The sequence below is a fragment of the Sulfuricurvum sp. genome, from assembly GCF_019163035.1.
Lineage (GTDB): Bacteria > Campylobacterota > Campylobacteria > Campylobacterales > Sulfurimonadaceae > Sulfuricurvum.
In genome coordinates this window covers 27,107-44,330 of the sequence record NZ_JAFLKV010000006.1, presented here as the reverse complement: position 1 = coordinate 44,330, position 17,224 = coordinate 27,107, and the positions used below count along the sequence as shown (strand labels likewise).

At 33.8% G+C, this 17,224-nt stretch carries 16 protein-coding genes; all 16 read right to left on the bottom strand.

Annotation, left to right across the window (positions count from 1 at the left end):
• Positions 1 to 17 precede the first annotated feature (17 nt).
• Positions 18 to 587, bottom strand: coding sequence for a class I SAM-dependent methyltransferase (locus JZU62_RS00625; RefSeq protein WP_295010917.1), 570 nt, complete (start codon positions 585 to 587; stop codon positions 18 to 20).
• A complete protein-coding gene (locus tag JZU62_RS00620) occupies positions 571 to 2,238 on the bottom strand; it encodes a hypothetical protein (RefSeq protein ID WP_295010915.1) in 1,668 nt (555 codons plus the stop codon). Before JZU62_RS00620 ends, JZU62_RS00625 begins: the two co-directional genes overlap by 17 nt.
• Positions 2,235 to 2,948, bottom strand: coding sequence for an acylneuraminate cytidylyltransferase family protein (locus tag JZU62_RS00615; RefSeq protein WP_295010913.1), 714 nt, complete (start codon positions 2,946 to 2,948; stop codon positions 2,235 to 2,237). The genes JZU62_RS00620 and JZU62_RS00615 overlap by 4 nt, the downstream gene beginning before the upstream one ends.
• Positions 2,945 to 4,474, bottom strand: coding sequence for a radical SAM protein (locus tag JZU62_RS00610; protein ID WP_295010911.1), 1,530 nt, complete (start codon positions 4,472 to 4,474; stop codon positions 2,945 to 2,947). Before JZU62_RS00610 ends, JZU62_RS00615 begins: the two co-directional genes overlap by 4 nt.
• On the bottom strand, positions 4,467 to 5,546 hold the full coding sequence (locus JZU62_RS00605; RefSeq protein ID WP_295010909.1) for a class I SAM-dependent methyltransferase: 1,080 nt from the start codon (positions 5,544 to 5,546) through the stop codon (positions 4,467 to 4,469). Before JZU62_RS00605 ends, JZU62_RS00610 begins: the two co-directional genes overlap by 8 nt.
• A 14-nt stretch (positions 5,547 to 5,560) precedes the next feature.
• On the bottom strand, positions 5,561 to 6,280 hold the full coding sequence (locus JZU62_RS00600; RefSeq protein WP_295010907.1) for a methyltransferase domain-containing protein: 720 nt from the start codon (positions 6,278 to 6,280) through the stop codon (positions 5,561 to 5,563).
• 1 nt (position 6,281) lies between these two features.
• Positions 6,282 to 7,181, bottom strand: coding sequence for a class I SAM-dependent methyltransferase (locus JZU62_RS00595; protein ID WP_295010905.1), 900 nt, complete (start codon positions 7,179 to 7,181; stop codon positions 6,282 to 6,284).
• Entirely contained in the window at positions 7,178 to 8,143 is a 966-nt protein-coding gene (locus JZU62_RS00590) for an N-acetylneuraminate synthase family protein (protein WP_295010903.1), read from the bottom strand. The genes JZU62_RS00595 and JZU62_RS00590 overlap by 4 nt, the downstream gene beginning before the upstream one ends.
• A 2-nt stretch (positions 8,144 to 8,145) precedes the next feature.
• Entirely contained in the window at positions 8,146 to 8,913 is a 768-nt protein-coding gene (locus JZU62_RS00585) for a hypothetical protein (RefSeq protein WP_295010901.1), read from the bottom strand.
• Positions 8,910 to 10,625, bottom strand: a complete 1,716-nt coding sequence (locus tag JZU62_RS00580) for a nucleotide sugar dehydrogenase (RefSeq protein WP_295010899.1) — start codon at positions 10,623 to 10,625, stop codon at positions 8,910 to 8,912. Before JZU62_RS00580 ends, JZU62_RS00585 begins: the two co-directional genes overlap by 4 nt.
• Complete coding sequence (locus JZU62_RS00575) at positions 10,618 to 11,304, bottom strand: HAD hydrolase-like protein (RefSeq protein ID WP_295010898.1); 687 nt, start codon at positions 11,302 to 11,304, stop codon at positions 10,618 to 10,620. Before JZU62_RS00575 ends, JZU62_RS00580 begins: the two co-directional genes overlap by 8 nt.
• Positions 11,282 to 12,976: an ABC transporter ATP-binding protein gene (locus JZU62_RS00570; RefSeq protein WP_295010896.1), complete on the bottom strand. Its 1,695-nt coding sequence runs from the start codon at positions 12,974 to 12,976 to the stop codon at positions 11,282 to 11,284. Before JZU62_RS00570 ends, JZU62_RS00575 begins: the two co-directional genes overlap by 23 nt.
• Before the next feature lie 41 nt (positions 12,977 to 13,017).
• Complete coding sequence (gene metK / locus JZU62_RS00565; RefSeq protein ID WP_295010894.1) at positions 13,018 to 14,226, bottom strand: methionine adenosyltransferase; 1,209 nt, start codon at positions 14,224 to 14,226, stop codon at positions 13,018 to 13,020.
• On the bottom strand, positions 14,227 to 15,195 hold the full coding sequence (locus JZU62_RS00560) for a GDP-L-fucose synthase (protein ID WP_295010892.1): 969 nt from the start codon (positions 15,193 to 15,195) through the stop codon (positions 14,227 to 14,229).
• 2 nt (positions 15,196 to 15,197) lie between these two features.
• Positions 15,198 to 16,319 (bottom strand): GDP-mannose 4,6-dehydratase, encoded by a 1,122-nt coding sequence (gmd, locus tag JZU62_RS00555; protein ID WP_295010890.1) that lies wholly within the window; start codon positions 16,317 to 16,319, stop codon positions 15,198 to 15,200.
• A partial coding sequence (locus tag JZU62_RS00550; RefSeq protein WP_295010888.1) for a sugar phosphate nucleotidyltransferase occupies positions 16,316 to 17,224 on the bottom strand: 909 nt, incomplete at its 5' end. The genes gmd and JZU62_RS00550, both read right to left, overlap by 4 nt.

The window sequence follows — 17,224 nt, the reverse complement described above, 5'->3', positions numbered from 1 at the left end:
TAGGTTTATGCATTATTTCATTTTCTCAATATAAAAGATATTTCTTGAAATGGGTGTAAAAATGATAGCACAGAATTTTCATATTTAAATGAGTACTTAAGACATAGATTTGACAATATATTTCTGCAAAAAGTATTTTTTTCTTGTCTGTCTAAATATATATCGATTGAAGTAAAACCATAGTCCTTAAATCTATTTTGTGAATATATCCAAGTGCTTTCGCAAAAATAATCTAATGAATTTACTGTAAAAGCTCTAATATGGGTAGGGTCAATCCATGCCCACGAAGATCTAAAATAAGGGCAATGAACAACAAATAAGCCACCTGGTTTTAGAACTCTGTGTACTTCATACACTAAAGTTATCAAATTTTCGACATGCTCTAAAACCTGAGTTGCAATAACTATATCAAAACTTTCATCTTCTATAGGCAAAGCTTCATTTAAATTACAGATGATATCAACACCAGGCAAATCAGCATGATCAAGCCCAATAGAGCCTTCTATTTTATTTCGTCCACATCCAATATCAAGTATTTTTTTAGCTTCAAAAAGATTGGAAGGAAAAGTTTTATTTTTCCAAAGCATAATCGACCCCTTCTAATAAATCTATTCTATCTGTTTTTTCTAACCATTCGGCTATAATATTAATATCAGTCATAAAAGTTTTTTTCGAGTTATTTGGTAAGTAAATAATATCATCGGATGCTTTAATGGTTTTTACACCATATCTAGGCTCTAATGTAAAAGAAGTAAGATGAAAAGGCTTACGTATAAAAAGAGTATGTGCATATTTTTTTGCTAACAATTTTTGTGTATCAGTTAACTTTGGAACTTCTTGGATATTTTTTAAAATTGAGATGTATTCTTCTTTATTTTTTGGATCAACGGTGAACCCATTTCCCTCATATCTCCCCGTACCTGCGCAGATTACTGTTTGGCCAAGAGCTGCCATCTCTAATCCAGAAGTTCCTCTCACAGTAATCCCATAATCAGCAAACTGAAACCAGCTATAAGGACTAATCCCATCGTTATCTGCCGGAATTATTCTTATATGCGGTGGAAGAGTGCCTATTGCAGACTCTATCAGCCTTACCTCTTCGTATTTACCATTTAACATACTATTTAATTCGCCTCGCCACAAATTGGATGGGTGTACTTTAACAAACCACTCTACATTATTATTTTCACAAGCTGCTTTCACACTTTCAATAAGCCATTCAGCGTAACTCGCGAATAAATCTGTACCAAAGAAAAAAAGTGAATCATATAAAATATGACTATAAATAATTGATACTTTTTTATTTTCGGGGATATTATATCTTTTTCGCATTTCTTCAATAGGAAGCATAAAAGTATTTGGTTGATTTCGTTTAGAGCGATGCCACTTGTTGCCATATCTATCTATAAAATTTTGTGACAGCTCCTTGTCTTGTTTTTCACTCCATACTAAGGATTGGGTATATTCAAAGCTTGATTTTGGAATTGATCCTTGATGAAATCTGTCATTTTTATTAGATAGGTGCAAAAATAAAATTGCATCATCTCTTACTGTCCCTGTTGTTCTTATAACATTTAATCCTGCAGTAATAGCAGAATAGTAGATTGCCCCATATTCTTCTAAAAAAACTTCTGCTGTTAAAAGAGCTTTTATATTGTGTCTTTTAAAAATTATGTCTGAAATAATCATATATTTTATTAATATTACCAACCACTTATTTACAAATGTTTTTACTTCATCTTTCTCTATTTCTATTAAACCTGTGCCAATATGTCTTGAATATGTCGATAGGGCAATTTGTCCTAAAGGAGATTTATTGTAATAAAAACATTTGTAATCTTCAAAAGATTGCAACTTTTGAATTGAAGCAATGGTATTTGTTGGTAAATCTGTATCAAATTCTTTATTTAAATCTTCATAATAGATTTTTTGTATAGGCATTAATGAATAGTATTTGTTTAATAGGGTATCTTTTTTATATGTTAGGACAAATAATTTATAGCCTTTTTTAAGTGCAGATAGTGATATCAAGGTCCAAATTTGTGCCCATGAAATGTTCATTCCTCTTCCTGAAACAATTAAAAGCGATTTATTTTCTCTTCCGCTAATGTTTTTTTTTGCTTCTTCTATGTATATAGCAAAATTTTTTGCATATTTTCTATAATCTTTTAAGGAGTTTATATTCTTTTTTATTAATGAGATTATATAAATTATTTTTCTTTTAATCTTTGTAATCATTCTTCAACTTCAATTAATTTTTTTTCTAGAATGGTTTCTAGAAGATATAAATCCATCATTGTATCAAGATTTACACTTCTTTCTTTTGGAAAATGAAAAGGCATTGTATGCTCAGTAAAAAAGCTTCTTTTGTTTTTAAGAGTTTTAACATCAGTCAAGTAAAATGCGCCATTGAGTCTATATACTTTAGGCAGTGATTGTCTTGGTACCATCGACTCTGTACCTAAATATGATAAAACAAATCCATTTTCAATTTTTTGGATTTTATTTGGATGTGGGTCATCATGTTCGGTGATGCTTACACATGAGTCAAAAATATCCATTCCTCTCTCAAATTGTTGAAATAAATCTGCAAGATCTTTTGAGCTACGTAATGGACTTGTAGTTTGTAAAAGTAAAATATAGGCATCATTTTCAATATTTTCAATATCAATGGTATGTAATAAAACGTCTATTGTTAATGCACTATCGGTTGCTAAGTCTTTTGGTCTTTTATTTTGTGTATTAACGTTAAGTCTCTTAGCGATTTCAAACATTTCATCGTCATCTGTAGAGATGTAAATTTTATCAATATAATGACATTTTTGTGCTAAGTTTACAGTTCGTTCCAAAATTGAAACACCATTGATCTTATAAAGATTCTTTCTTGGTATTCCTTTTGAACCTCCACGTGCTGGTATGATAGCATATATTTTTTTTCCCCTAATCATCTTTTCCTCCGTAAAAGTAACTTTTTTATAAATTTTGATACAAAAGGCCTTAAATACTTCAGGAAGATAATGAAATAAGCTTCTACATATTTTATTTTTTTATTGGCACGGAAAAAAATCGTAAATAATAAAATAAAGCTAGTTGATTTAAATGTTGAATAATCTTCATTAAGCTTTTGTACCATTGGTTTAAAATTAAGAGAATGTTTAGCCATTTTAAATCTTGAATCTACAATTTCTTCATATACATTTTCATTGTAAATGTTGTATTCTTCGGGTTTTAATTTTGGTTCTACATATTTATCATAAAGGGCTGTACCAAGTAATGGCACTGTAACACCGCATCCAACGACATCAGGAGAAATATTACTAAGAAGTTTAAATGTCAACTTTACATCTTCTTCTGTTTCACCTGGAATATTAAATAGTATATTGGCATAAGTTCTAATATGATGTTTTTTACATATCTGAAAAGCTTCTTCAATTTGAGTGATTTTAACATTTTTATTAATAGCTCGGAGCATATTTTCTGAGCCACTTTCAACACCAAAGTCTAATTGAATTAAACCTGCTTTTTTCATTAATGGTAATATCTTTTGATGTTTTACTACTAAATTTACTCTGGTTTCTGCAGCCCAAATTAGATTTAAGTTCCTTTCAATTAATTGATTACAAAAATCAATTGTTCTGTCTTCTAAAATCATAAAGCAATCATCAATTACATAGAATCCATCTATTTTAAAGTTTTTCTTTAAATATTCTAATTCATCAATTATTTGAGAAATGCTTCTATATCTCATTTTTTTTGCTAAAGGATTTAGAGTGCTTAAGTAACCAACAGCACAGAAGTCACAGTTGTATGGACAGCCTCTTCCTGTGAAAATTTGCACTCCACTTAAAGGTACCCATCTGATATGGTCTGTACTCGGATATGTATAAAAATTCATGTCAATTTTATCATATGCAGGCATAGGAAAATCAGCTAAATTATTTTCAATATTACTCATTGTTGATACAAATTCACGTGTCTTATTATCAATGTAAGCTATGCCTGGATTTGCAAGATAATCTTTATTTGAGGTATTTACATAGTTAATTATATTCAATAATGGATTTTCACCATCTCCTAAAACTGCAAAGTCAAAAACACTTCCTTCATATATAAATTCTTTAGGCCTTAAAGTGACATGTACGCCACCTATAATATTAATAATTTCAAAAGAACGTTTTATCTCTGTTGCTAATCTTGTAACATCTTCGTATTCGGCTGTGTAAGCAGCATAGCCAACGAATTTTGGCTGAAGTCTTCTAATTTCATTTAATACAAAACTTGTATAGGGGCTTTCTTTATGTTGTGATTTTTTAAAAAATTGAAAATCACTTTCTTTATAATCGATAATTTCAACTTTTATTCCACAGGATTCTAAGTATGAAGCTAAAAATAATAACGCAAAGGGCAAATAGTGGTGATGCTTTCTAGCTTCGGGAGATATTAAAACAAGATCACATTTTTTTGAATTAAACATGGGACACCTTTTTATAAATTCCGATCATTCTACTTCCAAGGTTGTTTTTATGTATATACTCCGGTGTAATAAAATCAAAAAGTCCTTTTGGATCACCATGTCCATGGTAAGGATATTCTCCGGACATATAGCTTTTAATATTGTCTATTTCAGTAATAACCGTTTCAAAAAAGACTTCTTTAAAACCGTTTAATTCAAATAGTTTTTTTAAACTTGCTGGGGAAAAATGGGATACATGTTTCCAATTAAATGTTGGAGACATTTCTCGGGATAGTTTTGTTATTAGTGATTCAACATTAGGAACCATGATGAAGACAAGCCCATCTTTTTTTAATATTTCTCTCATCGAGTTGACTATTCCAGCTAAATCATACAGATGTTCTAAGACATTCCAAAGTGAAATACAGTCGTAATCTTGACCGACTTTATTAATATCTAAGCTCTCAAATGTTGTGTTGATATATTTCAATCCTGGTTTCCCATCTGCAATATAGCCATCTGAATAGTTGCTGTTTGCATCGATGCCTATGCATTCTTGCCATCCATTTTCCTGAGCAATTTTCAAGAACAATCCGGTACCGCAACCCAAATCCATTATTTTGTTTTTTGACGGAGGATTTAATTTTTCTATTATCTTTAAACCATAGGTATATTTTATATTATCAATTTCTTTCTGTATCGGACTTTTATATATGTCAGATGCTGTACTGTCATCTGAATATATTTTAACCGCTTCGTCAAATTTAATGCGAGGACTCAAATACCGATGAGTACAATCTTGACATCTATAAATCTCGAGTCCCATCCGGTGTAAAAAAAATGCTCTATTATCGCTTCCACATACAGGACAATGGTCTACATCTTCCCATAATCCATTTTTTCTTTGATAGCGTTCATTTTCTGTATCGATTACAACTTTGGCGTGCTCTTTTATAAGTCCACCACTTGATGGCTTGCCTTCACCGGACCGATTGGTGTCTGCATGAAACTTTTTAGCACCGTACACCAAGTTTCCATCAAAACAATTCTTTATTTTTAGTCTTTCATCAAAACTATTGATGGCAAAATCCATATCTTCTCCATTTATCATTTTATAGCTAAAAAGCCCTCAAAGCTAACATATTTCATAACACTCATAATATCTTCAAAGCCAGCTCTTTTTAACATATCAATATTCCCCTGTGTCGAAAATGGCTCTAAAACACCTTTCAAACTTCGCGATTTAGTGACTATTTCCTCGGCATTATATCCTTGTTCTAGCTTGTATTCATTATAAAGACCGGTCATCATGTCTTGAAATCTTGCATCCGGGGCTCTTACTTTTTCAAATAGTAAAAAAGCTCCTCCCCAATTAAGAGATGCATAGATTTTATCTATTAGTTTTTGTCGGTCACTGGGTCTGATAAATTGAACCGTATAATAGGAGATTATCATATCGGATGGTTCAAATTCATAAGAAAGTGCATCTTCTGCTAGGAAGGTTATGTTATTTAAATTTTTTTTATTTTTTTTATTATTTGCCTGCTCTATCATTTCTGATACAGGATCTAACCCTACAAAATTAGCATTGGGCTTTGATCTGTTGTGGTTTGCCAATTTTGTTGTTAACTCTCCAGTAGAACAGCCTATTTCATAAACTACAGAGTCGTTTTTTATAAAATAGTCACTTATGTTGCAGATTAAAGTCTGTCCTTCTTTGTAGAACGGTACCGATTTTGAAACGTGATCGTCAAAACTTTTAGCTGTTTCACCGTCAAAACGCCAATTTGCATTTTCAGTTTTTATATTATCACCAGCATTTTTCATCTCATTGTACCTTTGAAGATTTTTTTATCTCAATCCATAAATGGCTTCCATGCCCTTTTTGCTCAATATATTTTTTATAAAAAGCATTGAAGACATCATCAAAAACTATATTATTTTTATTTCCTTTTGGTTTTTTTTCATTAAGCCAACCGATAAGATTACCTATATTATATTTATGAAAATATGAAATTTTAAATTCTTTTGCATTCGCTTTTTTTAAAATATAAGACATCGATTGTTCATTAAAATACCAAGAATGCGATATCCTAATAAAATAATCGAAAAAATCTTCACCAGCAAATCTACTTAGAATATCATTGTAATTTGGAGTTTTAATATACACTGTTCCTCCTTCAACTACTGAATCTAGCAATTCTCTGATGTGCTGCACGGGATCATCCAAATGCTCGATTACCGATAAGGATGTTGCAACGTCAACTTTTGTACCGGAACGGATAAAATCTTCACCCAAAGGAAACACATCCGAATTTTTTGCTAAATAACTATGATAATGTTTCGCTGGTTCTATAGCATATGTCTTTTCAGCGAAGTTAATTACTGCATCAAGAAAATTTCCTCCTCCGGCCCCAAAGTCAGCAACAGTTTTCCCTCTTAGGGTATGCAGTCCTATTCTATGTACTACATCATTGACTTCCTCATCGTGCAAAAGCTGATTTACGTCGATGTCTCTGGAGTTATTAAATTGTTCTCTATACTCACCGTCTTCATAAAATGAAACATCACAAAACTTTTCTAAAAAGATTGAACCACAAACATCACATTCACATAATGCAACAGGTTCATCTGTAAAAACTCTTTTTTTAAATGAACCTTTTCTAATTTTTTGGTTACGAATGATTTTAATAGCGCTTGATGAACAAATCTTACATTCAATTTTCATGCCAATTCCTCTGGATAAACTTCCCAATTATAAATTGGTTTTTTGTAATTATGACTAGCAAACCTTCCTCTATAATAGTCTCTGTTAAGTAGCTCTTCTGCAGATAATTCACGTGTGCTATTTCCTAGCATTAGTGAAAATTCCGGAACAAACTCATGCATATATGTTTCTTGATCACTTCTGCTTAAACTGGCGAATCTATTCAATTCTATCAGGTGTTCTTTCCGTATTGACACCTTTCCATCACGAGTTTCTTCTTCTGGAAGTATCGTAAAATGACGTTCGATGATATCAGCTCCACAATAAATGGCAGCTATAGAAGCTTTAATACCATCACGAGAAACCAAGCTGTGTTCACTTAGACCAACGGATTCTGTGTATTGTTTTAAATATTGCATTCGGTTGAGATGCATTTCGGTAAGTGGGGTTGGATACATGGTCACACAGTGGAGTAAGGAAAAGTTAATATCTGAATTTTTTAAGTATTCTGCTGCAGTTTCAATTTCATTATCAAATGTTGCACCGGTAGAAACAATAAGTTCATCAAAGCTATGAGCTAATCTTTTAATCAATTCCAAAGAAGCACAATCATAACTTGCGACTTTTACACTTTTAAACCCCAGTTCTTTAAATACCTTCACATTCCCATGTGTAAAAGCAGTTGTTAATGGTATGAGATCATATTGCTTGCATTCGCTGATAAATTTTTCATGTTCATTATATGTCAACTCTAGTTTTTTAAGTCGTTCATATTCTAGAATATAAGGCCTTTTGATACATTGAATTTCCCCAGCCTCATTTGAAATGCCATTTTCAAATCGTTCTCTATAAGTCACATCGTCAGCGAATATACTTTGAATTTTAACATGTGTCGCACCACCTACAGCAGCAGATTCTACCATTTTTTTTAAAATATCAAAACTTCCATTATGATTTTGACAAAATTCAGCAATTATTTTCAAACTCAATTCCTCATCTTTCTTTTTATAAGTTTATAGAAGTACAGCAGATGCTCAGTACCTACTGACTCGTAGAAATGATCAACACATTTGCCATTATAAAGTAAATCATCTGTTTTTAAATCTAACCAAAAGATTTCTCTATTATGTAAATGGGGAATACCGTCTTGCATATGATATTCTCCATCTTTTATCTGCAGATCATTTATATTCTCGCTTTCAAATGCAAACAAGAATAGTGCATTAATGTCTTTTTTAAGATTTACATGATATTCAATATTAAAAATTTTTTCACCAATGCAAAGTATTTTATCCGTTGAAATTAATTTTACCTCTAATCTTTCTTGTTGAAATTGTTTTATTAAAAAATCAAGTTTTGAATAGACTGAATCAATAAGTGTATCAAACATTTGATTTGCAGGTTTTAATAATAAATTATGTTTAAAGAGTAAAGCTTCTTCAAACAATTCCCTGGCTAATAGCGTAGGATTGATTATTTCATCAATTGAATCTGATCTCCCTGTAAATAAGGAAAATTTTCCAGGATTGACTTTGGCATTTATACTTCGTTTTACAACCGATAAATAGCGATTGTTAACTAAATAAGCTCCACCCCCAGACATCAAATAGTAGCCTTCTTGAGTAAGGCTGGCATTAAATGCGTCATCATCTTCAATTGAATGGTCTGTATTGATTAAATCAACATTACTTATGATTAAACTATTTTCAAGCTCCTGAACAAATTTATGTTTATAAATTTTATAAAAACTCATTTAGCACTCATATAGCCCATGGTTGCATAATACAAGTCATTGATCTTTTCTATTTCGTCAGATCTAAAAAAATTCCATCCATCGAAGATTAATCCATTGTTTCTTATAGAAGAAAAACATGTATACGTATCGAATCTATTGTTTAGATAATGATTATTCATAAACAATACAATGTCTTTATTGGCAAATGATATACTTAAATCATCGACATAGTTAACACCTAATGATTCAATATCTGCTTTATCAACAATAAAATCTTTTACGTAAATATTAGACTTGTTTTTCAATAAATTAATTAGTTTTAAAGCTGTTGACTCTCTAATATCGGATGTCTCAGGTATGCCTTTAAAGGCTAAACCTACAATTAAAATATCTAATTCTTCAATATTTTTTGAGACTTTTTCGCAGTAATCCAACAATTTTTTGTAAACATAGGTGTGACCATCACCATTGATTTGTCTACTGGCACTACCTAATATAGGTTTGTAAAAATCAAAGTTTGAGCTATTGGTATATAGATGAGGATCTTTTGATAAGCAAATACCGCCTACACCTGGGCTAGGTTTAGGAATGGGGTTTCTTGGGTATCCATCATTTGCCGCTTCAATTAGTTTAAAAGCATTAATATTATATTGTTCGCAAATATAAGAAACTTCATTAGCAAAAGAGAATACTAAGTCTCTGTATGTATTGTTTAACAGCTTTACCATTTCTGCAGCTTCCAGACTATCTACTTCAACAACTGAATGCGTGATTTCTTTAAAGATTTTAGAGGTAATATCTTTACATTTATTTGAGTAACCACCAACAATTTGAGGAAGACTTTGAACTTCTTCTATGGCTTTACCTTCAACAGTTCTCTCAGGAGCAAATGCAACAAAAAAATCTTCTCCTGCGTGCATACCACTTTTTTCTAAAATTGGTATGATTACATTCCGAGTTGTACCGATAGGTAAAGTAGACCTATAGATAATTACATCGCCTACTTTTATTTTCTTGGATATATCTGCTGTAGCTTGTTTGATATATTCCATATTTGGGTTATTTTGTGCATCTACCGGCGTGCCGACGGCAACAATATATATATCGGTAAATATTTCATCTGGATTTGAAGAAAACTCCATAGCACCTCTTCTATTTGATGATTCCAAAAGAGACTTTAAGCCGTTTTCAAAAAAATGTGGATCATTGTTCTTTAATCTTTCCACTATGTGTTCACTTGTATCAACACCAATTACATGAAAGCCTTTATTTGCCATTACTAGGCCCAAAGTCAGTCCTACAAATCCCATTCCGTAAACAGAAACAGTTTTAGATAATATATCTTCAGTTAAGCCATTAAGCAAAACCACTTGATTCAGGGTATTGTCACTATTGAGAACTACTATCTTATGGATAGAAAAGTTTTTATTTAACTGCTGCCGTTCCGAAATTTGCTTTACGGCCATCATATGCATTTCTTTTTTATTGTGAGAGTAGGTGACGCATATAGGTTTTTTATTATAAAAAGAATCAATATTAGCATTCAAATCATCATGGCTAATGATAAATTTTCTTATATCCCCATCTGTTAATGTACCAATCACTTTATTTTGTTCATCAATAACAACTGCGATACCAGATATGCCATTATTTAAATGTGTATTTGACATTTTCTCGGCAACACTTTTTAAATTTTCATCAGCTTTTACAACTACACCAAATTCAATCAATTTTAATCTCCCTAAAAGAATTAACTATATTAATTTCTTGTTTCATTAAATGATTCCTGTCGATAAGGATACAATCAATTCCATATTTATTACATAAAACTAAATCCATATAATCATCTCCAAAAAATATAATATCTTGTTTACGGCACTTTGTTTCATCAATAATGCTGTCAAAATGTTCTGCCCCTTTTTTAAAAGTATCAGAACTTCCATATATGGCTTGAATATTATTGAATATTTCTGAGTTGATTTTATTATGCGTTAAATAACTCAACTCCAACATTGGCACCGAAGAGGATAGATATATTGTCCCATTTTTACTTAAGATTTTTTTCATAAATAAAATTGCATCCTCAAAAACCGAACATGTCAAAAGCTTCTTTTTATTCTCTGTGGTTAGATTTACGTTAAATTTATCATAAATTTCTATATTGAAAGGTATCCCTAGGCTCTTTAATATGCTAGAAAAAATTTCTTTTCTTGCTACACCAGACAATTTAACATACATATCATATACATAATTTCTATCTGGTATTGTACCTTTTTCGAAGGAAATGGATTCAAAAAAACTATCTGTAAATGTCATGCGTTTAATTTCCATTGAATTGAAAATCGTGCCATCCCAATCAAAAACAAAAACATTTTTATTAGATATATTAAGCATTAATAACCTTTCCATCTATTATTCTTAAAATTTTATTACATCCTTCAAGAGTACTTAACCTATGCGCTATAACTATCAAAGTTTTATCTTGTCCGATAGCATATATTTCATTCATGATACTAGCTTCAGTTTCGGTATCAAGCGCAGATGTTGCTTCATCTAATACTAAAATATCTGGGGCACTATAAAGAGCTCTTGCAATCCCTATTCTTTGCTTCTGCCCACCGCTTAATTGTATACCACCTTCACCGACCCTTGTGTGGATACCATCTTTCGATAACAAAAATTCCCAAATGTTTGCTTTTTGTAAGGTATTAATGATTTTCATTTCATCGTATTCATGCCCAAAAGATACATTTTCTCCAACCGTACCATCTAATAAATAGATGGATTGAGGGATATATCCTATTTTTGCTCTCCATGCTTTAATATTTGTATTAGATAACGGAGTATCATCGATCATTACAAGTCCGAACGATGGTTTGTATACTCCAATAATAATGTCAACAAGGGTTGATTTACCGCTACCACTCTCTCCTATAAAAGCAATTCTATCACCTTTATGAATAGTAAGAGAAATATCATGAAGTACATTTGTTGTTTTGTTGTAGTCAAAAGAAACTTTTGATAATGTAAGACTTGTATTAAAACTTATTCCGTCATTTCCTTCCGGTTCTATATTGTAAGTTAAATCATCGTGTACAATATCTAATGATTTTTGTAAAAAAATGATTCCATTATAACTTATCATAATCCTATTAATCGCAGGTAGCATTCTGTACAATGCCAATGCATACATTGATATAATTGGTATAACAAAAGATGCATCTTGATAGCGGAATAATATATATAAAACTATCCCAATTAATATCGAGAATCCTAAAGTTTCCAATATTCCGCGAGGAATTTGATTAATAGTACTATAAATTATATTACTTTTTGTATAATTACTGTTTGCATGTTCAAATGATTTAAAGATTTCGTGTTCATTCCCGTATAGCTTTACTAATTTGAAATTCCCGAAAGTTTCACTGATAATACGCATGAATTTAGCTTGGAACTCACTCCGTTTTTTACCTTCTTTTTTTACAATTTTTGAAAGAACTTTAGTAAGGGAAAAGACTTTTATTCCTAAAACTATACTAAGTACTAATGTCATTTGCCAGTCAACTGCTAAAAGTAGTGCATATAAGAACAAGACGGTAAAAAATTCGGAAACAAACATCAATCCATGTTGAACAAGATTACTGAGATTTTGAGCTTCAGACATGATGTTTTTGGTTAATAGTGAGGTGTTTTTTGCTACAAAATCTTTGTATGGTAAATTGATATATCCTTTAAAAAGCCTATATGCAAATTCATTGTATGTACCAAAAGAAAAACGATTTAACGAGTACGAATAAAAAATGCTATAAATGGCACGCAGAATATAAAAGCCAATCAGTGAAAAACCAAAAACTATGATAAATAAATTTTTACTTTCAAAACCAAAAAAATTATACACATAACTATAATATCCATTATCGAGAATATTAGGGTTTGAAGCCATAGATATAAAAGGCATAATTGCAGAAATACCGATGGTCTCAATCAATGAAAGAAGTATAGTTAATCCAAATAATATGAGTAAAAATCGTTTTTGTTGATGTGTGAGAAGCACATTAAGCTTCTGAATTACTTCTCTCAATCCATGTATCCTTACTATAAATTTTTCTCTTTAAAATTCCATTAAGTGCGTTTTTTTAACGCCTCAAATTTTTCAAGTTCATCAAGTTTTTCCCACGGATAATCGCTTTGACCTACCTGACCGCGAGAGGCAACATCGGCATAGAGAAATGTCTCTTCGCTCGGATGGTCAAGATCGAATTTTCGAGTGATCCAGTTAGGGGTAAGAGAAAAGTTATCGTGAACAAACGTAGAGAGAAGGTCATCATCAATCCCCTCGATACAAGTACCACTGGTATCTACGGCGACGGAAGTCGGTTTGGCAACCCCAATAGCGTAGCTAATCTGAACAATCGCTTTTTTTGCTAACCCTGAAGCTACGATATGTTTGGCGATCCAGCGTCCCGCATATAATCCTGAGCGGTCTACTTTGGTGTAGTCTTTAGAGCTTTGGGCACCGCCACCGATAGGGGCGTACCCACCAAAACTGTCTACGATAAGTTTACGCCCCGTTAAACCGCTGTCATGGAGACTGGAGTGGGAGACATATTTACCCGTTGGGTTGATATGGATGATACATGATTTGGGATCAAACAGATTGGTCGGTAACCCTGTATCAAGGATAAGCTCCATAATCAGTTCACGTACCTGTTCAATGCTCATCGTGTTGACACAAGGGGCAGAGACAACGATAGTGTGAATCGCTTGGGGGTTACAGTTTTCAAAGTTGTCTTTAACACCGTAGTCCACTGTGACTTGGGTTTTGATATCGACACCAAGTTTATGAGGATGGGCGAGGGCGTAGTGATACACTTTCTCCATCAGCATTCGTGCATAGGTGATCGCACTTGGCATGTAGTTTGCCGTTTCACAGTCGGCGTACCCGAACATGATCCCCTGATCTCCTGCACCCGTTTCCCCGTCTTCCTGATCAACCCCTTGGTTGATGTCAGGAGACTGACGGTTGAGGAGGACTTGAACCTCTACATCCTCAGGGTGGAGGCACTCTTCTCGGGTAAAGTGAGGGTGACCGTTGTAGCCGATCTTTTTGAGTGCATCGATAGCAATATGTTTGTACTCTTTGGTGCTAAGTTGAACATTAGAGGTAACTTCTCCTCCGATAATGACATGTTTGCCGGCTACGAAGACTTCGCTGGCGACACGGCTTTTTGGATCACCGATGATGAGGTGATCGACGATGCTGTCGGCAATGATGTCAGCGCATTTGTCTGGATGCCCAGGGGAGACGACTTCGGAGGTGAATAGATACATTTAAAGAGTTCCTTTTTGATTTTTATACCAATTGTACATTTGCGTGATTCCGTCGTGTAATTCTACCGTATGTTTCCATCCGAGCGAGTGGAGTTTACTCACATCAGTGAGTTTGCGCATTGTTCCATCAGGCTTGTTAGTATTAAAATATAGCTCTCCACAATAACCAACGATTTCTCGAATGAGATTGGCTAGATCATGGATGCTAATTTCGATACCGGTCCCGATATTGATATGGGTATTTCGAATTTCAGAAATTGTACTAAAAGTATCTTTAAAATCACGTTTTTCCATCAAAAACACGCAAGCATCCGCCATATCCTCAGACCAGAGAAATTCACGCATCGGTTTTCCACTTCCCCAGATTTCAACAACTGGAGCATTTATCATCTTTGCTTCATGCATTTTACGTAACAAAGCGGGTAATACATGAGAGGTTTCGAGATCAAAATTATCATTCGGACCATAAAGATTCGTCGGCATAACACTGATAAAGTTGGTGCCGTATTGGAGATTATAGCTTTCACACATTTTTATACCGGCAATCTTGGCAATGGCATAAGGTTCATTGGTGTATTCGAGGGTATCGGTGAGAAGAGAATCTTCACACATAGGTTGAGGCGCATTTTTAGGGTAGATACATGTACTCCCCAAAAACATCAACTTTTTAACGCCATTGAGATAGCTTTGATGGATGACATTGTTTTGGATCATCAGATTATCATAGATAAAATCGGCTCGATACGTATTATTCGCGACGATACCTCCCACTTTTGCTGCTGCCAAAAATACGTATTCGGGCTTTTCATTGTTGAAAAACTCGGTAACGGCTTGTTGATTGCAAAGATCGAGTTCGTCATGAGTTTGTGTGATAATGTTTGTATATCCGCGAGATTGGAGATTCTTAATGATCGCGCTACCTACCAACCCTCTATGACCGGCAACATAAATTTTGCTGTTTTTGTCCATAATTACTCGTAATAACTCATCGTTTTATAGCCGCCTTCTTGGAGGTAAACATCTTTGGTCATCAGTTTGAGATCCGATTTCATCATATCATCCACGAGCTCTTGAAGCTGATATTCTCTCGTCCACCCTAATTTTTGCTCTGCTTTGGTAGGATCACCGAGGAGAAGATCGACTTCTGTTGGACGGAAATAGCGTGGATCGACGGCAACGACTTCTTTTCCAATTTCGATTTGGTAATCAGAATTTGAGCAAGAGAGTACAAAAGCTTTTTCTTCAATCCCAACGCCTCGAAATTCTAAAGTGATTCCTGCATAGGCAAATGCCATACGGACAAAATCCCGTACAGTTGTTGTTTGCCCTGTTGCGATTACCCAATCCTCTGCTTCTTCTGCTTGAAGAATCATCCACATCATACGAACGTAATCTTTTGCATGACCCCAATCACGTTTGGCATCAAGGTTACCCAGATAGAGTTTCTCCTGAAGTCCTAGCGCGATTTTTGATGCTGCGCGGGTGATTTTACGGGTTACAAATGTTTCTCCTCGAACGGGAGATTCATGATTAAAGAGAATTCCATTGCAGGCAAACATCCCGTATGCTTCTCGGTAGTTGACAGTGATCCAGTAGGCATACATTTTAGCTACAGCATAGGGTGAACGGGGATAGAACGGAGTCGTTTCAGACTGCGGTGTTTCCTGAACTTTTCCATAAAGCTCTGAAGTAGAAGCTTGGTATATTTTTGTTTTTTCTGCTAGACCCAAAAGTTTGACCGCTTCTAAGATACGAAGAGTTCCAGTACCGTCAGCATTAGCAACGTATTCGGGGGTTTCAAAACTGACATGAACATGGCTCATTGCCGCGAGGTTATAAATTTCATCAGGTTGAACTTCTTGGATAATACGGGTAATATTCATACTATCAGTCATATCACCGTAATGGAGAAATAAATTTCGATTATCAACATGAGGATCTTGATAAAGGTGGTCGATTCGATCAGTATTAAATAATGACGTACGACGCTTAATACCATGAACAATGTACCCTTTTTTGAGTAAGAATTCGGCTAAATAACTACCGTCTTGCCCCGTAATTCCTGTAATGAGTGCCACTTTTGGATTGTTCATTTGTTTCCTTCACGATTAAAATCATCTTCAATTCTTATAATATCATCTTCGCCGGTGTATTCACCGACTTGTGTTTCGATAATAGTGAGTGGTATTTTACCTAAATTAGCGAGTCTATGGAGTTCACCAGCTTTTATATAGGTTGATTCATTGGGGTGAACCATAAAGGTTTTATCTCCGACCGTAACGGTTGCGGTACCGCTGAGGACAATCCAGTGTTCATTTCGGTGAAGATGTTTTTGGAGGCTAAGCCGCTTGGCGGGTTTGACCATAATCCGTTTGATTTTATAACCAGGGGTATCTTCGAGTACGGTATAGGTTCCCCATGGACGATGAGCTGTTCTGTGGATATGGGTGAGTTCAGGCTGAGATTGTTTATAGCTCTGGACAATCTCTTTAACCTTTTGGCTTGAACCTTTGTGGCTGATTAACAGAGCATCTTCAGTATCGATGATAATTAAATCTTTGACATCGATGAGGTTAACAGGTTTGTTTGAGAGGATAAAATTATTGTTAACATCATTAGGCATCACTTCACTAAGTGCATCAAAACTCCCCACATCACTCCAACCGATAGATGAGGGGATAACCTTAACGCGGTCACTTTTCTCCATAACAGCATAATCAATACTCTCATCGGGAATGGCCGACATATCTTCATAAGAAATACGGATCATACCGTTTAGAGTTGCATGCTCAAACGCTGTTTTAGAAGTAGAATAAATTAATGAAGAATATTTTTCGAGTTCAGATAAAAATACCCCAGCTTTAAAACAAAACATCCCGCTATTCCAATAATAATTACCTGCTTTTATATAGCTCTGTGCTATTTCAAAATTTGGCTTTTCACGAAATGCTTTAACATCTTCTTCGTTTGCTTCAATGTATCCAAATCCTGTTTCAGG